At 62.8% G+C, this 22,898-nt stretch carries 17 protein-coding genes and 1 pseudogene; 11 read left to right on the top strand and 7 right to left on the bottom strand.

The features are described 5' to 3' along the window. Positions 1–361: 361 nt before the first annotated feature. The 4 genes from A6V37_RS28120 (at position 362) to A6V37_RS28105 (ending at position 6,993) form a co-directional block, all read left to right on the top strand. The gene (locus A6V37_RS28120) at positions 362–2,284 is read left to right on the top strand and encodes a PrkA family serine protein kinase (protein ID WP_064268174.1); all 1,923 of its coding nucleotides are present in this window, start codon (positions 362–364) and stop codon (positions 2,282–2,284) included. Positions 2,285–2,466: 182 nt separating this feature from the next. Next, positions 2,467–3,738: a YeaH/YhbH family protein gene (locus A6V37_RS28115; RefSeq protein ID WP_064268173.1), complete on the top strand. Its 1,272-nt coding sequence runs from the start codon at positions 2,467–2,469 to the stop codon at positions 3,736–3,738. After that, positions 3,735–5,453, top strand: a complete 1,719-nt coding sequence (locus tag A6V37_RS28110; protein WP_064268172.1) for a SpoVR family protein — start codon at positions 3,735–3,737, stop codon at positions 5,451–5,453. The genes A6V37_RS28115 and A6V37_RS28110 overlap by 4 nt, the downstream gene beginning before the upstream one ends. Before the next feature lie 235 nt (positions 5,454–5,688). Beyond that, positions 5,689–6,993, top strand: a complete 1,305-nt coding sequence (locus A6V37_RS28105) for an MFS family transporter (RefSeq protein WP_064268171.1) — start codon at positions 5,689–5,691, stop codon at positions 6,991–6,993. Between the two features lie 104 nt (positions 6,994–7,097). Here the strand turns inward: A6V37_RS28105 and A6V37_RS28100 are convergent, their stop codons facing one another. From A6V37_RS28100 to mdtD, 4 genes are all read right to left on the bottom strand, one after another. Beyond that, positions 7,098–7,319, bottom strand: a complete 222-nt coding sequence (locus tag A6V37_RS28100) for a hypothetical protein (protein ID WP_064268170.1) — start codon at positions 7,317–7,319, stop codon at positions 7,098–7,100. Between the two features lie 182 nt (positions 7,320–7,501). Further along, positions 7,502–8,602, bottom strand: coding sequence for a glycosyltransferase family 2 protein (locus A6V37_RS28095; RefSeq protein ID WP_064268169.1), 1,101 nt, complete (start codon positions 8,600–8,602; stop codon positions 7,502–7,504). Positions 8,603–8,814: 212 nt separating this feature from the next. Continuing rightward, positions 8,815–9,747, bottom strand: a complete 933-nt coding sequence (locus A6V37_RS28090) for a LysR family transcriptional regulator (protein ID WP_064268168.1) — start codon at positions 9,745–9,747, stop codon at positions 8,815–8,817. A gap of 120 nt (positions 9,748–9,867) precedes the next feature. Continuing rightward, entirely contained in the window at positions 9,868–11,268 is a 1,401-nt protein-coding gene (mdtD, locus tag A6V37_RS28085; protein ID WP_064286523.1) for a multidrug transporter subunit MdtD, read from the bottom strand. A 155-nt stretch (positions 11,269–11,423) separates the two neighbouring features. On the opposite strand from mdtD, the gene A6V37_RS28080 reads away from it, so the two are divergent. Further along, entirely contained in the window at positions 11,424–12,284 is an 861-nt protein-coding gene (locus A6V37_RS28080) for a LysR family transcriptional regulator (RefSeq protein ID WP_064286522.1), read from the top strand. Positions 12,285–12,383: 99 nt separating this feature from the next. Here the strand turns inward: A6V37_RS28080 and A6V37_RS28075 are convergent, their stop codons facing one another. After that, on the bottom strand, positions 12,384–12,821 hold the full coding sequence (locus tag A6V37_RS28075; protein ID WP_100249392.1) for a carboxymuconolactone decarboxylase family protein: 438 nt from the start codon (positions 12,819–12,821) through the stop codon (positions 12,384–12,386). A 228-nt stretch (positions 12,822–13,049) separates the two neighbouring features. Between A6V37_RS28075 and A6V37_RS28070 the strand changes: the two genes are divergently transcribed. Further along, positions 13,050–14,099: an NAD(P)/FAD-dependent oxidoreductase gene (locus tag A6V37_RS28070; RefSeq protein WP_064286521.1), complete on the top strand. Its 1,050-nt coding sequence runs from the start codon at positions 13,050–13,052 to the stop codon at positions 14,097–14,099. A gap of 169 nt (positions 14,100–14,268) precedes the next feature. Continuing rightward, the gene (locus A6V37_RS28065) at positions 14,269–16,224 is read left to right on the top strand and encodes a PAS domain-containing hybrid sensor histidine kinase/response regulator (protein ID WP_064268229.1); all 1,956 of its coding nucleotides are present in this window, start codon (positions 14,269–14,271) and stop codon (positions 16,222–16,224) included. Between the two features lie 39 nt (positions 16,225–16,263). Here A6V37_RS28065 and A6V37_RS28060 read toward each other — a convergent pair whose 3' ends face one another. Beyond that, on the bottom strand, positions 16,264–17,661 hold the full coding sequence (locus A6V37_RS28060) for an MFS transporter (RefSeq protein ID WP_064268163.1): 1,398 nt from the start codon (positions 17,659–17,661) through the stop codon (positions 16,264–16,266). 240 nt (positions 17,662–17,901) lie between these two features. Between A6V37_RS28060 and A6V37_RS41550 the strand changes: the two genes are divergently transcribed. Beyond that, entirely contained in the window at positions 17,902–18,045 is a 144-nt protein-coding gene (locus A6V37_RS41550) for a hypothetical protein (protein ID WP_165614444.1), read from the top strand. 137 nt (positions 18,046–18,182) lie between these two features. On the opposite strand, the gene A6V37_RS41545 is transcribed toward A6V37_RS41550, so the two are convergent. Beyond that, positions 18,183–18,323, bottom strand: coding sequence for a hypothetical protein (locus tag A6V37_RS41545; protein WP_208607899.1), 141 nt, complete (start codon positions 18,321–18,323; stop codon positions 18,183–18,185). A 345-nt stretch (positions 18,324–18,668) separates the two neighbouring features. Here A6V37_RS41545 and mprF point away from each other — a divergent pair, with 345 nt between their 5' ends. The 3 genes and pseudogenes from mprF to A6V37_RS28045 all read left to right on the top strand — a co-directional run. Next, positions 18,669–21,221, top strand: coding sequence for a bifunctional lysylphosphatidylglycerol flippase/synthetase MprF (mprF, locus tag A6V37_RS28055; RefSeq protein WP_064286520.1), 2,553 nt, complete (start codon positions 18,669–18,671; stop codon positions 21,219–21,221). Next, positions 21,218–22,483, top strand: coding sequence for a virulence factor family protein (locus A6V37_RS28050; RefSeq protein ID WP_064268161.1), 1,266 nt, complete (start codon positions 21,218–21,220; stop codon positions 22,481–22,483). The genes mprF and A6V37_RS28050 overlap by 4 nt, the downstream gene beginning before the upstream one ends. Positions 22,484–22,715: 232 nt before the next feature. Further along, positions 22,716–22,898 (top strand): annotated as a pseudogene (locus tag A6V37_RS28045) (threonine ammonia-lyase, biosynthetic); the annotation flags it as partial.

Below are 22,898 nucleotides of genomic sequence, written 5' to 3'. Positions count from 1 at the left end.
AGGCCGAATACGCGTGTCGCGCGTTGAGGAAAAAAGGTGGCCGGCCGCACAAAGCGCACATGACGTCCGCGCTTTTTGCAAACAGTGTGCGCGTGCAGACAGGTTGTCCGATGCAACAGCGGGAACATTCAATGAACGTGGGGTGAAGATGAGGGCCGCAATCGCTGCGACGTGAGTGCAAGATTGTAGGTGGTCGAAACTTTGTTTCCAAGTGAGGAATGTTAGTAGGCGAATACGGCGCGATTTTCGCAACGTAGTTCGTGAAAAAAAATTTAAAAGGGTTTAGGATGAATTCGAGCGATGTCGTTTCCGAATAGCGCGCCGCGCACGACATCGATCCAGACTTCGGCGAGGAGGTAGCATGGATATCTACAGCAGTTTCGCGACCCGCTTCGAGAAAACGCGAGAAGATGAGTTCTCGCTCGAGGAGTATCTCGCGCTCTGCAAAGAAAATCCCGCCGCGTACGCCACGGCCGGCGAACGCATGTTGACAGCCATCGGGGAACCGGAACAGATCGACACTCGCAACGATCCGCGCATGTCGCGTATCTTTGCGAACAAAGTCATCAAGGTATACCCCGCATTCCGTGAGTTCTACGGAATGGAAGACGTGATCGAGCAGGTGGTCGCCTACTTCCGTCACTCGGCCCAGGGGCTCGAAGAAAAGAAACAGATTCTGTATCTGCTCGGCCCGGTCGGCGGCGGCAAATCGTCGATCGCGGAGCGCCTGAAGCAGCTCATGGAACGCGTGCCGTTCTATTCGATCAAGGGTTCGCCCGTGAACGAGTCGCCGCTCGGTCTGTTCGACTACGAGGAAGACGGCCCGATTCTCGAAGAGCAATATGGCATTCCACGCCGCTACCTCAAAAGCATTCTCAGCCCGTGGGCGGTAAAACGCCTGCATGAATATAACGGCGACATCCGCAAGTTCCGCGTGGTGCGCCGCTACCCGTCGATCCTTCGCCAGATCGGTATCGCCAAGACCGAGCCGGGCGACGAAAACAATCAGGACATTTCGTCGCTGGTCGGCAAGGTCGACATCCGCAAGCTCGAACAGTACGCACAGGACGACGCGGACGCGTACAGCTATTCCGGCGGCCTGTGTCTCGCCAATCAGGGCTTGCTTGAATTCGTCGAAATGTTCAAGGCGCCGATCAAGGTCCTGCACCCGTTGCTGACCGCCACCCAGGAAGGCAACTTCAAGGGCACCGAAGGTTTCGGCGCGATCCCGTTCGAAGGCGTGATCCTCGCGCACTCGAACGAGTCGGAATGGAAGGCGTTCCGCAACAACCGCAATAACGAAGCACTGCTCGACCGGATCTTCGTCGTGAAGGTGCCGTACTGCCTGCGCTACGGCGAAGAGATCAAGATTTACGAGAAGCTGCTGCGCAATTCGTCGCTGGCCAATGCGGTCTGCGCGCCGGGCACGCTAAAGATGATGGCGCAGATGTCCGTGCTCACACGCTTGCAGGAGCCGGAGAATTCCAGCCTGTTCTCGAAGATGCAGGTGTACGACGGCGAGAATCTGAAGGACACCGATCCGAAGGCCAAGTCGTTCCAGGAGTACCGCGATTTCGCGGGCGTGGACGAGGGCATGACCGGCGTGTCGACCCGCTTCGCGTTCAAGATCCTGTCGCGCGTGTTCAACTTCGATTCGACCGAAGTCGCGGCCAATCCGGTGCACCTCATGTACGTGCTCGAGCAGCAGATCGAACGCGAGCAGTTCCCGCCGGAAACCGAGCAGAAGTATCTGTCGTTCATCAAGGATGTCCTCGCGTCACGTTATGCCGAGTTCATCGGCAAGGAGATTCAGACCGCGTATCTGGAGTCGTATTCCGAGTACGGACAGAATATTTTCGACCGCTACGTGACGTACGCGGACTTCTGGATTCAGGATCAGGAGTTCCGCGACCACGACACCGGCGAGAGTTTCGACCGTGCGGCATTGAACGCCGAACTGGAGAAGATCGAGAAGCCCGCGGGCATCAGCAATCCGAAGGACTTCCGCAACGAGATCGTGAATTTCGTGTTGCGTGCGCGAGCGGCCAATGCAGGGAAGAACCCTGCGTGGATCAGCTATGAGAAGCTGCGCGTCGTGATCGAAAAGAAGATGTTCTCGAACACGGAAGAACTGCTGCCGGTGATCTCGTTCAACGCCAAGGGCTCGGCGGAGGAGCAGCGCAAGCACGAAGACTTCGTCAATCGCATGGTGACGAAGGGCTACACGCCGAAGCAGGTGCGCTTGCTGTGTGACTGGTATCTGCGCGTGCGCAAGTCATCATGATGCGCATGGCGTCCCGCCCGCGCGGTCCGGCCGCGCGGGCACGCTGCAAGGCGCAAGCCGCATGGACATAGCGTTGCTGGGCATGCAGCGCGTGTCTCGCGCACATTGATGGAATTTGTGCGGATGCATGGGATCGGAGTAAGTGCTGAAGCACCAACTCCGATCGACACGGGAGACCTGGCGTGCTTCATCAAATTATCGACCGCAGGTTGGCAGGCAAGAACAAGAGCATTGCAAATCGCGAACGTTTTTTGCGTCGCGTTAAGAACTATATTCGTCGCGCCGTCTCGGAAGCGGTGCGCGACCGCAGCATCAAAGACATACAGAACACCCAGAGCATCACCATCCCGCGCAAGGACATCGCGGAGCCGTCGTTCCGCCACGGTCCGGGCGGCAAGCGGGAGATGGTGCATCCAGGCAACTCCGACTACATCCGCGGCGACAAGATTCCGCGCCCGCAAGGCGGTGGCGGAGGCGGCGGGGGCAGCCAGGCCAGCAATGAAGGCGAGGGGCAGGACGACTTCGTATTCGAGCTGAGCCGCGAAGAATTCATGCAGTATTTCTTCGACGACCTCGAACTGCCGCGTCTCGTCAAAACCCATCTGATGGCTGTGCCCACGTGGAAGAGCATCCGCGCGGGCTGGGCTGCCGAAGGCACGCCGAACAATATCGACGTGGTCCGTTCGCTGAGGAGCGCGCTCGGCCGCCGCATCGCGCTCGGCGCGCCGCTCGTCAACCAGTTGCATGAAATGGAGCGGCAACTCGAGGCGATGAAGGCCGACCCCGCGGATCGCCGCGAGGAGATCAAAGTGCTCGAAGAGGAGATTCACCATTTGCGCGGGCGCATCTGGCGGATTCCGTTCATCGACCCGTTTGATCTGCGTTATGTGAACCGCGTGAAGCAGCCCACGCCGTCCAGTCAGGCGGTGATGTTCTGTCTGATGGATGTGTCCGGGTCCATGGACGAACAGCGCAAGGATCTCGCCAAGCGCTTCTTCATCCTGCTGTACCTCTTTCTCAAACGCAATTACGAGCGCATCGAGGTAGTGTTCATCCGCCACCATACGCGCGCGGAGGAGGTCGACGAAGATACCTTCTTTCATTCGACCGAAAGCGGCGGCACGGTGGTGTCGAGCGCGCTCGAGCTGATGCGCAAGGTGATGGACGAGCGCTATTCGCCGACTGAATGGAACATTTACGGTGCCCAGGCGTCCGACGGCGACAACTGGACCGACGACTCGCCGAAGTGCCGCAAGATACTGTCGGATGACATCCTGGAGAAGGTGCGGTATTTTGCGTATATTCAGGTGACGCCCGAAGAGCAGAACCTGTGGCTCGAATATGCGCAACTGGCCCTGAGCCAGCCGCATATGGCGATGAAGAAGGTCGAGACCGCGGCGGACATTTATCCGGTGTTTCGCGAGTTGTTCGAAAAGCAGGCGGCGTCTTCATGACGAGCAAGCATTTGCATAACGAAGCGCGCGGCTATCAGCCGGAGCGCGGGAAAGGCGTGCCGCAGCAGCAACAGTCGGGGCATGCCGAGGCCGGGGCGGACGAAGGTCGAGCCGCCGCAGCCGGAGCCGTCGACACCGCTGCAGCACGGGGACACACCGGAACGCCCACTGAGGGGCAAAGGGAAGTCCGTATGAACGTAGCCGATAGAAGGCCTCTGCCGTGCCCGTCCGACTGGACCTTCGAATTGATCGAAGAGTACGACTCGCATATTGCCCGTGTTGCAGAGCAATATGAACTCGACGTGTACCCCATCCAGCTCGAACTCATCAGTTCCGAACAGATGATGGACGCGTATGCGTCCGTCGGCATGCCGGTGAACTACCGCCACTGGTCGTTCGGCAAACATTTTCTCTCTACCGAGAAAAGCTACCGTCGCGGCCAGATGGGGCTCGCGTACGAGATCGTTATCAATTCCAACCCCTGCATCGCGTATCTGATGGAAGAGAACACGATGACGATGCAGGCGCTCGTCATCGCGCACGCCGCCTACGGGCATAACTCGTTCTTCAAGGGCAACTATCTGTTCAAGCTGTGGACGGATGCGCACGCCATCATCGATTATCTCGTCTACGCGAAGAACTACATCGCGGAGTGCGAGGAGCGCTTTGGCCTCGACCGGGTGGAAGAACTGCTCGATTCGTGCCACGCGCTGATGAACTATGGCGTGGACCGCTACAAGCGTCCGCAGAAGCTGTCGCTGGAGAAGGAATTTGCCGCGCGCCGTGAGCGCGAGGCATACCTGCAGTCGCAGGTGAATGAACTGTGGCGCACCTTGCCGAGCCGGCATACGCCGTTGCCGGAGGAAATCGAGGAGCGCTATCCGCCGGAGCCGCAGGAAAATCTGCTGTATTTCGCGGAGAAAAACGCGCCGCTGCTGGAGCCGTGGGAACGGGAAGTGATCCGTATCGTGCGCAAGGTCGGCCAGTATTTTTATCCGCAACGGCAGACCCAGGTGATGAACGAGGGCTGGGCGACGTTCTGGCACTACACCTTGCTCAACACCATGTACAACCAGGGCACGCTGGAAGACGGCTTCATGATGGAGTTTCTCCATTCGCACAGCAATGTGGTCTACCAGCCGCCGGTCACGAAGCCGTATTACAGCGGCATCAACCCGTATGCGCTCGGTTTTTCGATGATGAGCGACATTCGCCGCGTCTGCGAATCGCCCACCGAGGAAGACCGCAAATGGTTTCCGGAGCTGGCCGGCAGTCCGTGGCTGCCAGCCATGCACTACGCGATGCGCAACTTCAAGGACGAGAGTTTCGTTGCGCAGTATCTGTCGCCGCATCTGATCCGGGAAATGCGTCTTTTCTCGGTGCTCGACGACGACATGCGCGATGCGCTCGAAGTCTCGGCGATTCACGACGACAGCGGGTATCAGTACGTGCGCCAGGCGCTGTCGCGGCAGTACGACATGCATCACCGCGAGCCGAATATCCAGGTGTGGGCGGTCAATACGCGCGGCGACCGGAGCTTGACGCTGCGGCACTTCATGAGCGACAACCGGCATCTGTCGTCGGATAGCGACGAGGTGCTCAAGCACATGGCGCGGTTGTGGCAGTTCGACGTGTACCTGGAAAGCGTCGATGAGAACGGCACGGTCCGCAAGCGTTATGAGTGCCGGTATGTCCCGCCGGCGGTGAGAGTGTGACGTCGTCCTGAACCCGCAACCGTGCGGCAATCCGATTGAGTCTGTCCGAAGCCCCTGCAGTCTTGCGACTGGCAGGGGCTTTCCCTATTGGGCGCCAACAAAGCCCCATGTTCTCCTTGCAATTCTGTAAAATTCGCGCACCCGTACGACGAGGGCCGCGACGGCGCCCCGGCGCGCGTTGTGAAGGCGGCGCCACGACCGCTGCCTCCGTTCAAAGACAAGGAAAGATAACAACATGACCGACCTGACCGATCACTCCGTGGCCTCGGCTCACGACACCCGGCGCCGCATCTTCGCGATCGTTGGCGCTTCCTCGGGCAATCTCGTCGAGTGGTTCGACTTTTACGTGTATTCGTTCTGCGCGTTGTACTTCGCGCCGGCGTTTTTCCCGAGCGGCAACACCACCACGCAGTTGCTCAACACGGCAGGCGTGTTCGCCGCGGGCTTCCTGATGAGGCCGATCGGCGGCTGGTTCTTCGGGCGACTGGCTGACAAGCACGGCCGCCGCAACGCCATGATGGTGTCGGTGTTCATGATGTGCGGCGGTTCGCTCGTGATCGCCTTGCTGCCCACGTATGCGCAGATCGGCGCGCTGGCGCCGGCGCTGCTGCTGGTCGCACGGCTGTTCCAGGGGTTGTCGGTGGGCGGCGAATACGGCACCAGCGCGACCTATATGAGCGAGGTCGCGCTCAAGGGCCGGCGCGGGTTCTTCGCGTCGTTCCAGTACGTCACGCTGATCGGCGGGCAGTTGTGCGCGCTGCTGGTGCTGGTGGTGCTGCAACAGACGCTGTCCACCGAAGAGCTGAAGGCCTGGGGCTGGCGCGTGCCGTTCGTGATCGGCGCGATGGCGGCGCTAGTCGCACTGTATCTGCGTAAATCGCTCGACGAAACCACCACGGCCGAGACGCGTCAGCGCAAGGAAGCCGGCACGCTGCGCGGCCTGTGGCAGCATAAGGGTGCGTTCATGACGGTGCTGGGTTTCACAGCCGGCGGCTCGCTGATCTTCTACACGTTCACCACGTACATGCAGAAGTACCTGGTCAACACGGCCGGCATGCATGCAAAGACGGCCAGCAACGTGATGACCGCGGCGCTGTTCGTCTACATGGTGATGCAGCCGTTCTTCGGCGCGCTGTCGGACCGCATCGGCCGCCGCCGTTCGATGCTGTTCTTCGGCTTCTTCGCGACCATCGGTACGGTGCCGCTGCTGCACGCGCTGAAAGACGTGACGAGCCCGTATGCGGCCTTCGGTCTGGTTGTGGTGGCGCTGGCGATCGTCAGTTTCTACACATCGATCAGCGGCCTGATCAAGGCGGAAATGTTCCCGCCGGAAGTGCGTGCGCTCGGCGTGGGTCTGTCGTACGCGGTGGCCAATGCGATCTTCGGCGGCTCGGCGGAATACGTCGCGCTGTGGCTGAAGTCGGTCGGCAGCGAGTCGACGTTCTACTGGTACGTCACCGCACTGTGCGCGATTGCCGGCATCGTCTCGCTGCGCATGCGCGATCCGTCGAAAGAAGGGTATCTGCGGCACGAACCTTGAGCCGGTAGCGGCCACATGCCGTCACGTCGGAACGTGACCTGAAAACGGCGGTGCGGGGCAACCCGGCCGCCGTTTTTCATGGGCGCTCTCTCACGCCACCACGATCACGCCACCACGATCTCGGTTCCCAATGCATGAAGCAGGTCGCGCAGCGCTTCGGCCTGCGCCATCTTCGCGTCGCCGCGCAAATGAATCTGCAGCGCTCGCCCGGCGATCCGGTCGACGGGATGCGTGAACCAGAGTTCCACCGCGAGCCCCAATCCTTCGGGCTGGTTGACGGCGACCGGCTCGATCACACGCGGTTTGAAACAGGTACTGTCGGACATGGCGAATCACCTCGGCGCTGATGACGGTTCATGGTCATCGTAATCAGCGCGGTGCGCGGGACCAAGCAACAATTACGCGTTTGCTAAGCAGAAGATGCTTAGCAGAAAACACGCTGATTGCGCGAGATTGGCAGGCACCGCTGGTGCCGGCTTCCAGGATACAGCGGCGCAACGGCGCAGCGTCAGACCGGTTCCGAGTGGTCGGTCATGAGTTCCGCGACGCGCTCCTTGACGATCGCGGCCGGATTGGCGGCCACAGTGGGCGCCGCGGCCACGGCCGCCACCGCTGCGGCCGCGGTGGCCGCGGTGGCCGTGGCGACCTGCTGGGGCCCGCGCAACGCGGCACGCGCGAGCATCAGGAGATGGTAGTAGAGCCGTACGCTGAACCCGTAGTTGTACGCGAACAGATGGCCAAGCATGACCTTGATGCCCGCGCGCACCTGGCGGTTTTTCGCGTGAACGGAGACGACGATCGGCGCGAGGCGCTGCAGCGCCAGCTTGCGCGACGGCTCCAGTTCCGGCGGCAGCTTCAACGCCTTGACGAACGCGTACGCGCTGACCGGCGCCGCGATGGTCGTGCCGCGGGTGCTGTGCGAGATTGAGTTGGCCGTCTTGCGGTACACCGAGACGTAGTCGTGGAGGTAAAACACCTCGCGCGCCGCGAGGCAGAGTTCGGTGCCGAACACGAAATCGCAGCACATGCCGTGCTGATCCGAATAGCCAATCCGCTTGACGAGCTGCGCGTCGGCCATCCAGCCATTGTTCGGAAACATCTGGATCAGACCGGTCCTGCCCGGCAGACGCTGCAGGCCTTCGGCATCCCGGGTGCGTCTGAAGTCCGCATTCAGGTACGCACTGGCTTCGAAGTCGATCGCACCGCTGTGATCGGCCTCGTACTGGTCGCCGAATACCGCGTCGAGTTGCGGATGAAGCGTCCACAGCGACACGAGCTTTTCGACGCCGGCCGTGGTGAGCAGGTCGTCGTCGTGAATCAGCAGGATCTTGTCACCCGTTGCGCGGTTGAACAGGCTGGCGACGTTGCGCGCCTGGCCGAGCGGCGGTTCATGCTTCAGGTAGCGCACGCGCGGCTCGTCGCCATAGCGCGCCGCGATCAACTGCTGGGTGCGTGTGTCTTTCGAGTCATCGCCGATCACGATTTCCAGCTTGCCGTAGCTCTGCGCGAGGCACGAGTCGATGCACTCGACGATCAGTTCAGGACGATTGCAGGTCGGCAGGCAAATTGAGACCTTGGGAAGGTGGGGGTGAGCCGGGTTGATGGACATGAGCGTCGCCTTTCTTTTCTGTTCAGGGGCGGCAGCCGGTTTGCTTGACGCACACATCGCTGCAAGCAGAAAAATAGTCCATCGCGCCGAAAAAATAATCGGCAAAAAATAGGAAGAAATGTTTGGCTTCTGAAAGGGGCGGGAAGGGAAAAATTTATGCGAATTTTTTACTGATTTGCCGTAAAGCCGCTTCAAGACTCATCTTTTATATTTCAACTGACTGACGATTCGCGCGGCGCGGCGCCCGTCAGCGACACGATGAAGTCGACGAACGCGCGCACTTTCGCCGGCGGCTGATGCCGCGAAGGATAGAGCGCATGGAGCGGATACGCGCCGTCGCCCCAATCGGGAAGCACCTCGATCAGTTTGCCGCTCGCCATCAGCGACTCGTTGCCGAGCGAGAGAATCTGCGCGACCCCCTGGCCTGCCATGCAGGCACTGTGCAGGGTCGCCACGTCGTTCACCGTTAAACGGCCTTGCGGCGTCACGACGATCTTCTTGCGGCCGCGATGAAACTCCCAGCTGAAAGGATAGCCCGTTAGCGGATCGCGATATTTGATGCACACATGTTTGCCGTTTTCGAGTTCGGCCGGGTTCGCCGGATGCCCATGCTTCTTCAGATACGACGGCGCGGCGACCGTGAGAATGCGCGCTTCCGTCAGCTTGCGGGCGATCAGCGCCGGCGCCGGCGGGTCACCGAAACGGATGGCCAGATCGAAACCGTCGGCAACCATATCGCCGAGCTGCTCGCGCGTGATCAGCTCCAGTTGCAGATCGGGATGCCTGTCGATAAATCCGCCGAGCCTTTGCCCGAGCATGAGGCGCGAGAAGAACGGGTCCATGTTCACGCGCAAACGCCCACGCACGGCGCTCCCGCCCTGGGCGGCAGACGCCGCGGCTTCTTCCAGACCGCTCAGCAGCGGGACGATCTGTTCGTAGAAGCGCCGCCCCTCGTCGGTTAGCGTGACCGAGCGCGTGGTGCGGTCGAAGAGGCGGATGCCCAGACGTGCCTCGAGCCGCGCGACCGCGCGGCTGACCCCGGATTGCGACATGTCGAGCGCTTCACCCGCCGCCGCAAAACTGCCGCAATCGACGATTGCCGTCAGGACGCCGATGCCGTTCAGCACGCGCTCGTCAAATGGCATGCGAGATCCCTTTGTTATGCATTAGTTAATGCATGACATGCTAACGCGAAAGCCTGTTTGAATTCATGCGTTAGCGCAGGGTACTGCCGCCTGTCAATGCAAAGTGAATAAACGCAAAAGTCAGCGGCCCGCGCCTTGCGTCGCCTGGCCACGCACGGGGCGCGCGGCAGACGTGTTGTCGAGATGGCGGAATACCCAAGCCGACACCAGCGTGATCGCGCCGACGCAAACGAAGCTCAGGCGGAAGCCGAGCGCGGCCGATCCCGATTGCGCCGAGAACAGATTCACCAGCCCGCCGCCGATCGACACGCCGAGCCCGATCGCCAGCATCTGCACCATCGAAAAGAGGCTGTTGCCGCTGCCGGCATCCTCATGTGAGAGGTCTTTGAGCGTGACGCTGTTCATCGCCGCGAATTGCATCGAGTTGGCCGCGCCGAACACCGCCAGAATCGCGACCTCGATCACGAGCGGCGTGCCGCGCGAAATCAATGCGAACGCAACGATCGACGAACCCACGATCAAGGTGTTCACCAGCAAAAATGTGTCGTAGCCGTAGCGGCGCACAAGCGGCGCGATCCAGCGTTTGGCCACCGTGCCGGCCAGCGCCGCGGGCAGCATCATGAGACCGGAATGCAGCGGCGAGTAGCCCAGCTGCAATTGCAGCAGCAACGGCACGAGGAAGGGCACTGCGCTCGACCCGATGCGGCAGCCGAGATTGCCGATCAGCCCGACGCTGAAATTCGGCTCGCCGAACAGCGACAGCTTGAAGAGCGGATTGGCGCGATGCCTTGCATACGGAATGTAGGCAAGCGCACTCACGACGGCGAGCGCGAACAGTCCCGCCGACCATGCCGCCCGATGGGCGTGCACCGGCGCGTCGATCGCCAGCGAAAACGCGATCATGCACAACGACAGCAGCGCGCAGCCGGCGAAGTCGAAGGGCGGTGCGTCAGCTCCACCGTGTAACGGCAGAAAGCGCTGGACCGCGTAGAGGCCCACCACACCGATCGGCACGTTGATCAGGAAGATCCAGTGCCACGTGATCGCCTGAACGAACCAGCCGCCGAGCGTCGGTCCGGCGATCGGCCCCAGTTGTCCCGCGATGGAAATGAACGCGAGCGCCGCGACGTACTGCTCGCTCGCGACGCTGCGCAGCACGGCGAGCCGTCCGATCGGCAGCAGCATCGAGCCGCCCAAACCCTGCAGCACCCGCGCGAGCACCAGCTGGCTTAGCGTATGCGCGCTCGCGCAGCAGACCGAGCCGAGCACGAACACGAGGATGGCCGCGAAATAGACGCGCCGCGTGCCGAACCGGTCGGCGAGCCAGCCCGAGGCGGGCGTAAGCATGGCCATGGTGAGCGTGTAGGCGACGACGATCGGCTGCATCGCGAGCGGCGCCACATTCAGGCTGTGCGCAATCGACGGCAGCGCGGTGTTGACGATCGTCGTATCGAGCGACTGCATGAAAAAGCCGGAGGCGACGATCCAGAGCAGCGCGGTGTGGGAAGAATCCTTGGTCATCTTTAGCGGGGCGGCCGGGCAGTGGGGCGGGCGCCCGGGCTCGAAACATTCATCGGGGGAATCTGGTCATCATATTGACATCCTTGCCGATCGGGAACCCCACTGGAGACGCTGACTGTTATCGACTTTGCCGATAAGCAGCGCGACAATGGCGCATGCTCAATCCCATCTGGCTCAAGACTTTCTCGACCGTCGCCGCGTGTCACAGTTTTACCGAGGCGGGGCGGCGGCTCGATCTGACGCAGTCGAGCGTCAGCGAACACATCCGGCGGCTCGAAGAAAGCGTCGGCCGGCGGCTGTTCGTGCGCGATACCCATTCGCTTGCCATGACGCCGGACGGCGAGGCCATGCTCGCGCACGCGAGCGTGATTCTGCAGGCGCTGGCGCGGGCCGAGTCGCAATTCCGCGCGTCGCGCCTGAAGGGCCGCGTGCGCCTCGGCTCCTCCGACGATGTGGCGCTCGGGCCATTGCCTGCCGTGCTGGCGGCGTTTCGTGACGCGCATCCGGACGTCGAGCTGGAGATCACCATCGGCATGACCGGCAAGCTCTATGAACTGCTGGACGCGGGTGCGATCGATCTGCTGGTCGGCAAGCGGCGCCTGGGCGACCGGCGTGGCGTGCCGCTGTTTACCGGCCGGCTGGAGTGGCTGGCGCGCGCCGGCACGCTGGTCGATCTGAGCCAGCCTTTGCCGTTGATTCTGGTCGCTGAGCCGAGCGTGACGCGGGCGGTCGTGCTCGACGCGCTCGCCGAGGCGGGCTTCGGCTGGCAAGTGGTGTGCACGAGCAGCAGCCATTCGGGCTGTATCGCGGCGGCGCGCGGCGGGCTCGGCATTACGGTTCGTCCGCAGTACCTGGCGGCGCGGGGGCTCACGCCGCCGCTCAATGCCGCCAGCCTGCCGGCGTTGCCGTCGGTGGAATTCATCGCGCTGGCGGCGAAACGGCTCAGCAAGCCGGCGGGCACGCTGTTGCAATTGCTGTACGACAGCGATCTGCGCGGCTCGTGGATCGGGGAATGAGGCTGCTCGCCGTATAGGCAGGATTCCGGATTAAATCGCGCAGAAGGACGGGTTCAAGCAACACAACTTTGCTGAACCCGCCACGTCAGCGCGCGGCGCTCAACTCGGCATCGTGCGGAACGAAATCGCGATGCGGTTCCATGCGTTGATCGCGGTGACGAGCAGCGTCAGGTCGACCAGCTCTTCGTCGCTGAAGTGGGGGCGCACGGCTTCCCAGATCGCGTCCGGCACATGGTCTTGCGAGATCAGCGTCAGCGCTTCGGTCCATTCGAGCGCGGCGCGTTCGCGGTCGGTGAAGAAGGGCGTTTCGCGCCACACCACCACCGTTGCCAGACGGCGTTCGGTTTCGCCGCCTTTGCGCGCATCGGTGGTATGCATGTCGACGCAGTATGCGCAGCCGTTGATTTGCGAGGCGCGCAAGCGAACCAGTTCGGTCAGCGATTTTTCGAGCGCCGATTTGCCGATGCGCTCTTCAACACCCATCAACGCCTTGATCGCGGCGGGGTTGGCTTTGTAATAGTTCAGACGTTGCATGATGCACTCCTGAGTTGGTTTGGACGCATTCCGTGATGCGATGAGTGAAGATTAGTCGCATGACTGGCTTTGTGAAATTGCCAATTCTGTCTATTTTAAGGTGACCACTTTGCGGTGGTGGCGATGCACGGCGACGGATCGCCGAGCGTCCTTACCGGTCGTAATGGCATCGTTGCCGGGCTTCGGGCGATTCGGTATGGTGGGTCATCCACCTATTCGACGAGATTGCGCATGACTTCCGCCGCCGCCCAACTTCCGCAGCCGGTCCGCACCGATGTTCTGATTGTCGGCGCCGGCCCCGTGGGCCTTTTTGCCGCTTTCGAGGCGGGCGTGATCGGCCTGTCCTGCCATATCGTCGACGGACTCGACAAGGTCGGCGGGCAATGCATCGAGCTTTATCCAGACAAACCTATCTACGATATTCCCGCCATTCCGTCCTGCACCGCGCGCGATCTGGTCGATCGGCTGATGGCGCAATGCAAGCCGTTCGACGTGCCGATTCATCTCGAACAGCGGGTCGAGTCGGTCGCGCAGGGCGAGGACGGGCGCTGGACCGTGCATACCGATCGCGGGCTTGTCTTCGACGTCGCGGCGATTCTGCTTGCCGCGGGCAATGGCGCGTTCGTGCCGCAAAAGCTGGCGCTTGCCGAAGCCGTGCCGCTGGAGTCGCGCCATGTGCACTACAGCGTGCCGCGCCTGGCCGATTTCGCCGGCAAGACCGTGGTCGTGGCGGGCGGCGGCGACTCCGCGCTGGACTGGGCGCTCGCGCTGCGCGAAGTGGCCCGGCGCGTGACGCTGGTGCACCGGCGCAGCGGCTTCAGCGCGGCCGATTCGAGCGTGGAATCGATGCGTCGCGCGGTCGCGGCCGGCGAGATGGATTTCGTCGTCGGCGCCATTGCTGGACTCGACATCGAAGGGGATGCGCTGAAGTCCATCGTGCTGCGGCATATCGAGGGCGAGACGCGTCTTGTGGCCGAACACCTCGTGGTGCTGTACGGCCTCGTTGCCGATCTCGGGCCGATTGCGCAGTGGGGGCTGACGATACACGGCGGCCGCGTCGACGTGGATACCTCCAACTATGAGAGCTCGCGCCCCGGCATCTTCGCGGTTGGCGACATCGCCAACTATCCGAACAAGCAGAAACTGATCCTGTCGGGTTTTCACGAGGCGTCGCTGGCGCTGCGCAAGGCCTATGCGTACGCATTTCCGGACAAGAAACGCGTGCACGTCCATTCCAGTTACGACGCGAAGCTGGCGGAAAAGGTCAGTGCCGCGGGCTGAATAGGGCAGCCAGGTTGAGGACGTGCCGGACGTGCCGGACGGGGCACGGCAATTGCGTACAAGGCGGTCTGAAGGAGAGCCGTTCACGTGCTCCCCAGGTGAAATCATAGGCAAAGCATTGGGTGACTCCCATGTATGCTTTTGGACGATGCCCTTCTTTCATCACGCCATGAAACAGTTCGACGGGCCCAGCGCCCCTAACGACAGCGGCTCAACCGCGACTGCGACCGCTGCGGCCGCTACGATCGCGGTCGACTATGGGCCGTTGTTGCAGGCGATCGAAGACTACGCAATCTTCCTGCTCGACGCGACGGGCCGGATCGTCAGCGCGAATGCCGGTGCGCAGAAGCTGACGGGCTATCGGAACGAGGAGATCGTCGGCGAGCATTTTTCGCGCTTCTATACCGAGGAGGCGGTGGCACGTGACTGGCCGGCCTACGAGTTGCAACAGGCATCGCTGACCGGCCGCTTCGAAGACGAGGGCTGGCGCGTTCGCAGGGACGGCACGACCTTCTGGTCGAACGTCGTGATCACATCGATCCGCAATCAATCAGGCATTCTTACAGGGTTTGCCAAAATTACACGCGATCTGACCGCGCAGCGCGAACACGTGGAAGCGCTGCGGCAGAGTGAGGAGCGTTTCCGCCTGCTGGTCGACAGTGTCAAGGACTACGCGATATTCATGCTCGACCCTGACGGCTACGTGGTGAGCTGGAACGCAGGCGCCGCGCGGATCAAAGGCTATACGCGCGAGGAAATCGTCGGCCAGCATTTCTCGGTGTTCTATACGCCGGAAGAAGCTGCGGCGGGCAAGCCGGCACGCGAGCTGGCCATTGCCCGGCAGATCGGCCACGTCGAGGACGAAGGCTGGCGCGTGCGCAAGGACGGCACGACGTTCTGGGCCAACGTCAACATCACGGCGGTGCATGACGAATCGAACCGGCTGCGCGGCTTCGCCAAGGTCACGCGCGATCTGACCGAGCGCCGCGAACGCGAAGAGCTCACGCGTTCGGGTGAGCGAATGCGTCAGTTTCTCGCGACCCTCGCGCATGAATTGCGCAATCCGCTCGCGCCGGTACGCAATGCGATCGGCGTGATGCAGATCGAAACGGGCGTGAGTCCCACCCTGGCACGTTCACGCGATCTGATCGACCGGCAGGTCACTCACCTCACGCGCCTGGTGGAAGACCTGCTCGATGTCGGCCGGATCACTTCGAACAAGGTCGAGTTGCGCCTCGACCGCGTCGATCTGAGCGAGATCGTGGCGCGTGGGATCGAGGCGGCGCGCCCGTTTACCGATGCCAACGAGCAGCATGTCGAGCCGCGCATGCCGCCCGATCCGGTGTTCGTTCGCGGCGACCTGACGCGCCTCGTGCAGGTGCTGCAAAACCTGCTGCATAACGCGTCGAAGTTTTCTCCGGTGGGCAGCACGATCGAGGTGCTCGGGCGTATCGATCACCATATGGCCGTGCTCGAAGTGCGCGACGAGGGGCGTGGCATTCCATTGGCTTCGCTCGACCGGATCTTCGAGTTGTTCGCTCAGGAAAAGGACGGGCAGAATACCGGCGAAGGCGGTCTCGGCATCGGCCTCACGTTGTGCAAGTCGCTTGTCGAAATGCATGGCGGCAGCATTCTCGCGAGCAGCAAAGGGCCGGGAACCGGCAGTACATTTACGCTGAGCCTGCCGCTGGCCGGCGCGCCAGCCGACGCCGCGGGCGACCAGCCGGCAGAGGAGCAGGCCGAAGTCGCGCCGCTGCGCATCCTGCTGGTGGACGACAATCGCGACTCGGCCGACAGCCTCGCGATGCTGCTGGAACTCAAAGGCCACGAAGTCCGCATTGCCTACGAGGCGGAGCAGGCCTTCCAGATAGCGCCTGCTTTCGCGCCTCATCTTGCCGTGATCGACATTGCGATGCCGAAGACGGACGGCTACGCAACGATCGCCGTGCTGCGCGAGATGCCCGAACTTGCCCATACCCTGTACGCCGCCGTGACCGGCTTCGGCCACACAAGCGATCACGAGCGCAGCCGCGAGGCTGGATTCCACATGCATCTCGTCAAGCCGGTGGAACTCGCGCTGTTCGATCGCTTGCTGGCCGAGGCGGACGCGCGACGCCACGGGTGATCGCAAGCGCGCGGTGGCCTCACGCGATAGTGGGGCCGGTTAGCCGCGCCCGCCGCGCGAAATCTCCTCACCTGCGCGATGCGGCATGCGCAGCGTGACCGGAATGGAGGCGAACGAGCATAGGCCGACCACCAGAAACGCGGGCCAGAAGTCCGACCACATGAGGCCAGGATGCCCATGTAGCACGCGCGAAATCTGCAGCACGATGCCGCCGACCGTTACGCCGAGCCCGAGCGACATCTGCTGCACGACACTGCCGAGGCTCGTGGCGCGTCCCACGTCACGGCTGGCGATCTCGGCGTAAGTCAGCGAATTCAGGCTGGTGAATTGCAGCGCGGGGAAGAAGCCGCCGAGCAGCACAACCGCCCAGATGATCCAGGTCGGCGTGCCGGGGAAAAACAGTCCGCAGGCCGCGATCGACAGCCCCGATAACGCGGCGTTGACCACCAGCACCGAACGGAAGCCGAACCGGTGCAGCACGCTCGAAGCGAACGTGCGCATGAACATGCCGCCGAACGCGGACGCGCAGGTGATCAGGCCGGATTGGAACGCGCTCATGCCGTGGCCTTCCTGCAGCATCAGCGGCAGCAGAAACGGCAACGCGCCGAGGCCGATACGAAACAGCGAGCCGCCGAGCACGCTCGCCTGAAACGTCGGCACCTTGAAAAAGCGCAGGTCGAGCAACGGCAGTTTGACGCGCTGCGCGTAGGCGACATAGACGAGCAGCAGAAAGGCGCCGCACGCGCACATGCCGAACGCGTCGCGATTCGACATCAGTTCGCCGCCCACCAGCGAGAGCCCGAGCAGAAGCAGCACCGCGCCCGCCGCCGAGAGAATAAAACCGATCCAGTCGAGCGGCCCCGGATCCGGCTCGCGCGTGTTGGCGATGTGCCGGTTGGTCAGATAGATGCCCAGGATGCCGATCGGCACGTTGATGAAGAAGATCAGCCGCCAGTGCAGATAGGTGGTGATAAAGCCGCCGAGCAGGGGGCCGGCGGCCGGGCCGAGCAGCGCGGGCACGCTCAGATAGTTCATCGCGCGGATGAAGTCGGACTTGTGAACCACGCGGAAGATGATGATGCGCCCGACTGGCACCATCATCGCGCCGCCCACGCCTTGCACGAAGCGCGCGAGTGTGAAGGTAGCCAGCGAGTTCGACGCGGCGCACAGCAGCGAGCCCGTCACGAAGATGCCGATTGCCGTGCGGAAGACCGTGCGTGCACCGAACCGGTCGGCGAGCCAGCCGCACACCGGGATGAACACGCCGAGCCCCAGAACGTAGCTCGTCACCGCGATTTTCAGCGTGACAGGATCGCGCCCGAAGTCGCGTGCCATGACCGGTAACGCGGTGACGATCACGTTCGCGTCGACGCTTTCCATGAACATCGCGCACGCGACGATGAGAGGCGCTATCAGGGCTTTCTGGACGGCGGTCATGGCGACGGGCTGCGGCGGACGGTCGCAGGCAAAGCGGTCATTATTGCACCTGTACGGTGCGGATTGTTAATAACCGGTGGTCCGATGCAGCCCTTTTTTCCGGAGTCCGCGGGCGGCCGATGTGACTGCCGCGCAACGGCGCAGCGGTTTCATTGATTTTTGTTGCGATGCGGCACGAGAGGGCTATAATCGGGTTATTGCCTAGGTATAAACCCTAGGTCACTTGATTCGGAGCTCGCCATGAATACCGCTACCCAGACCGCAGCCGTTCGCGCCACCAACAACACCCTGCTGGGCAAGCTGCGCGCATTGGCGCTGCGTGCGTTGAACCTGCATCTGCAAAACTGCGCCATGATCGCGGAAACGTACCGCCGTCCGCAGTAAGTCACGAACTGTGCACCGCGCGCAGGCCGACCGGGCCGCGCGCCGGAATGCGCTGTGCCGGCCATGCGGCCGGCGTCCGGGCGTCAAGTCGTTCGGGATAGTCCGGCCGCGATTGCCCAACGGCCGGACGGTGAGCATTAGTCCTTAGCCGGTTTCGCGATGGTCGAACGAGCCGTGCGAGTCCGCGTTGCCCGCGCGGACAATGCGCTCATCAGCAGCGCCATCGACACCAATCCGACCAGATACACGCCGGCCATCATCCAACCCTGTTCTGCCATCATCGTTCCCCTTCAAATATCGAACTGCGTGCGGTAAATGCACCGCGTTTCACTGAGCTATTGCTCCCGATTACGGCACGCACCGCGAAATTCTTGATGCAATAAAAAGGGGTCCGAGGCGAACACAGCGAGCGCAGCGCAGGCCGATTCGACAGCCGGATTCAATTAAATCCCGCTGAAATGGCTGACGCTGTCAACCTTTTGCGCCCTTTGCCGTTATCCATTTGTAATCGCCCGTAGCAGGCGACGCCGCGGCGGACGTTCCGTCGTCGCGACAGATCCAAGCAAGGCCCCGCATTGACCCCATTCCACCGCTTTACCAACAGATTCGACCGGCCAGTCGCAATGTTCGACCGCGCATTGAAAGCGCTCGGCAGCCGCGGGCTGATTGCGCCCGTGCTCGCGCTCGTCGTGTGCGGACTGCTGCTCGTCGTTCTGCAACATCTCTCGCAAGCGGTCGACTATCGTTCGGTGATGCGCGAGTTGCGCCACCTGACGGCCGGCGAGTGGGCCGCGGCGCTCGGCGCTACCGCGCTCAGTTATGTGGCGCTGGTCGGGCGCGACGCCGTTGGCTTGCGCTATCTCGGCGTAGATGTGCCGCGCGCGGCGCTGTGGGTCGGCGCGACGGCCGGCTCCGCGCTTGGCAATGCCACCGGCTTCGGCGCGCTGACCGGTGGGGCCGTACGTGCGCGCGTGTATGGCGTGGCAAGCGTCACGCCCGCGCAGATCGGCCGCATGACGGTGTTCACGAGCGTCTCGCTCGCGCTGGCGCTGGTGCTGATGACAGCCCTCGGCATGGTGTGCGAGGCCGGCGCGCTCGCGCCGATGCTGCACCTCACGCCGCTCGCGCTGGTCTGGATCGGCGCGGCGCTGCTCGGCGCGCTTGCGCTGGCGGCCGCCGCGTGCCGCAGCGAGACGCGTTCGATCCGCACGCGCTGGCAGTGGCTTTCGTTCGATTTGCCCGCACGTCGCGATCTGCTTGCGCAGGTGGCCCTTGCGGTTCTCGACGTGGTGGCCGCGGGACTCGCACTGTGGGCGCTGCTGCCGCATGCGGACGTGAGCTTCGTCACCTTCATCACGGTCTATGCCGCGGCCATGCTGCTCGGCATGATCGGCCATACGCCCGGCGGTGTCGGCGTTTTCGAAGCGGCCATGGTGTTCACGCTGAACGGCAGCGTGCAAACGCATCAGATGGTTGCCGCGCTGCTCGCCTACCGGGCGATTTATTTCGGTGTGCCGTTGATCGTGTCGGCCGCGCTGCTTGCCGGTTTCGAGGGGCGCGCGCTGAAGAGCCGCTTGCCGCTGCAACACGCGGCCGCCGCGTCGAAACTCGCGCCGCTGTTCCTGAGCCTCGTCACGTTCGTGGTGGGCGGCATGCTGGTGATCTCCAGCGCAACGCCCGCGTTCTGGCATCGCATTCATATTCTGCGCGACGTGCTGCCGCTGTGGGTGCTCGAAAGCTCGCAGATGCTCTGCAGCGTGCTCGGCGTGCTGCTGTTGTTCGTCGCGCGTGGCTTACTGCGGCGCCTGGACGCCGCGTGGTGGATGACGTTGATGCTCGCCGTGCTGAGTCTCGCGTTGTCGCTGACCAAGGGGCTTGCCTTCGTGGAAGCAGGCGTGCTCGGTATGCTGATCGCGCTGCTGCTGTCCACGCGCAGGCGTTTCAACCGTCATTCGTCGCTGTTCGCCGAACGGTTTACTGCGGGCTGGCTGGTGTCGGTTGCGATGGTGCTGATGCTGGCCACGTGGGTCATGCTGTTCGCGTTTCGCGATGTGCCGTACACGCGCGATCTGTGGTGGCAATTCGCCTTCGACGAACGCGCGCCGCGCGCGCTGCGCGCGACGCTGGCCGCGAGCCTGTTCGCGGCGACCTTTTCGTTCTGGCAGTTGCTGCGTCCCGCGCCGGGCCGCTTCGTCAAACCGGCGCCGGAAGATCTGCGCGGCGCGGCGCGCATCGTGCGCGCGCAGGAGCGCAGCGACGCCGGTCTCGCGCTGATGGGCGACAAGAGCTTCATGTTTTCCGAGTCGCGCGAAGCGTTCCTCATGTACGCGAAATACGGCCGCACGTGGGCCGCGCTGCACGACCCGGTCGGCCCGCGTGAAGAGTGGGCGGGCCTGATCAGCAAGTTCGTCGCGCTCGCCCATACGCACGGTGGACGGGCCGCGTTCTACCAGGTTCGCGCCAACGCGTTGCCGCTTTATCTCGACGCGGGCCTCACGCTCATGAAGCTCGGCGAAGAGGCGCACGTCGTGCTCGATGATTTCGACCTGAAGGGCTCGCATCGCGCGCATCTGCGCTATGCGCTCAAGCGTGGCGAGCGCGACGGTTTCACCGTTGAAATGATCGATCAGGCCGACGTGCCCGCATCGCTCGATACGCTGCGCGAGATTTCCGACGGCTGGCTCGACAGCCGCGACGCGCGTGAAAAGAGCTTCTCGGTCGCGGCCTTTACCGACGAGTATCTCGCCGCGCAATCGGTGATGCTGGTGCGCCAGAACGGCGAGCCGGCCGCGTTCGTCACCTTCATGACGACCGATCTGAACACCGAAGCGACGGTCGGCGTGATGCGTCACGTCGAAAGCGCGTCGTCGTATGCGATGGAGTATCTGTTCACGCACCTGGCGCTCCATCTGAAGCAGGCGGGTTTCCGCTCGCTCAGCCTCGGCATCGCGCCGCTCTCCGGCATGCGGCCCACGCCGCTTGCATCGCGCTGGCACCGGCTTGCCGGCATCGTGTGGCGCTTCGGCGGCCGCTTCTACAACTTCCGCGGACTGCGTGCTTTCAAGAGCAAGTTCCAGCCGCATTGGGAGCCGCGCTATCTCGCGGCGTCGGGTTCGGTGGGCGTGTTCTTCACACTCGCGGACCTGTCATTGCTGGCAGGAGGCCGGCGTTCATGACATTGAATTCGTTTTTCAGGCTCGCTGTTGCGGCGAGCCTCGTGACTGGCTGCGCGCTCGCTCACGCGGCGGCGACCACCGTGCCCGGCGGCCGTTTTGGCGATGTCCAGGTCACGCAGCCGGTGGGTCCGCTGCGCGGCTTCGTGGTGCTTTATTCGCAAGCAGGCGGCTGGAGCGCGGCAGACCAGCAAAGCGCCGATGCACTCGCCAAAGCCGGTGCGTTGACCGTCGGTGTGGATAGCGCCCGCTATGCGGCGAATCTCAGTGCAACGAAGGAAACCTGCCATAAGCTGGTGGGCGATGCCGAAGCCTTGAGTCACCAACTCGAACGGCAACTGCAATCGAGCCATTATTTCGCGCCGATCGTGGCGGGCACAGGGCAGGGCGCGACACTCGCGATGCATGTGCTCGAACAGGCGCCGTCGAATACGATTGCCGGCGCTGTCGCGGTCAATGCCGAGAGCACGTTGGATGCGCGCTTTCAGCCGTGCCCGCCGGACCCGACGGTGATTCGCGACAAGGTGCCTGGCTTCGTCGAGAAGGCAACCGCGGGCAATGCCGATCGCGCACGTCTCGTCGCGTTGCTCACGCCGCATCTGCAAGCGGTCTCGACGGGCGACGACGATGTGTCCGATCTGCCGCTGATCGAATTGCCGGCCGCGCATCCGAACGGCCTCATGGCGATTGTGATTTCCGGCGACGGCGGCTGGCGCGATCTCGACAAGACCATCGCTCAGGCCTTGCAGAAAGACGGCGTGTCCGTGATCGGCTGGGATAGCCTGCGCTATTTCTGGAGCGAGAAGCCGCCGGCGCAGACGAGCCGCGACCTTGCACGCGTGATGCAAACCTATGGCTCGCGCTGGCACGCGCAGCACATCGCACTGGTTGGCTACTCTTTTGGTGCCGACGTGATGCCGTTCGCGTATAACCGCCTGCCTGATGCGCTGCGCGCGAAGGTCTCGCTGATTGCATTGCTCGGTTTCGCGCCGGACGCCGACTTCCAGATCCGCGTGGGCGGCTGGCTCGGCATGCCGGCCAGCGACAAGGCATTGAAGGTCCAACCGGAAATGACGCGCTTGCCGCCCGCGATCGTGCAGTGTTTCTACGGCGAAAATGAAAAGGACACATTGTGTCCCGCGCTGGCCCAAACCGGCATCGAGGTGATCCGCACTTCGGGCGATCATCACTTCGGCCGCGATTACAATGCGCTGGAACGGCGCATACTCAGCGCGTTCAAAAAACAGAGCGGCGTGCACGACTGAGCGCCGCACAGGGATTGACAAAGCACGTCAAGTCAACGAAGATCGAACGCATGAACTGCCTCGACATCCGTATTGCGCTGATTATTAGCATCATTCATCGAATGGTGGGTTAGCGCACGTCGGATCTCAGTGACAGATAACCCGCCCCACGAGGCGGGTTTTTTTATGTCCGCTTGCCTGCCTCCTGGGGTGATCACGTTGCTGAACTAGCCTTGCCGCACAGGAGACTGCCTTGTCGTTACACGAACTCACCCAGGCGGTCGCTGCCGCCGACAGCGTCGCGCTGCGCCACGACTACCTGAAGAAAACCCTGACCGCACGCGTCTACGACGTGGCGCGCGAGACCGAACTCGAACGCGCGCCGAATCTGTCGGCACGCCTGCGCAATCCGGTCTACCTGAAGCGCGAGGACAAC

Origin of the sequence: Paraburkholderia ginsengiterrae (assembly GCF_001645125.1) — a bacterium.
In the GTDB taxonomy this organism is placed as follows: Bacteria; Pseudomonadota; Gammaproteobacteria; order Burkholderiales; family Burkholderiaceae; genus Paraburkholderia; species Paraburkholderia ginsengiterrae.
Note: the sequence above shows the minus strand (reverse complement) of the source record. Positions and strands in the feature narration are given on the sequence as shown.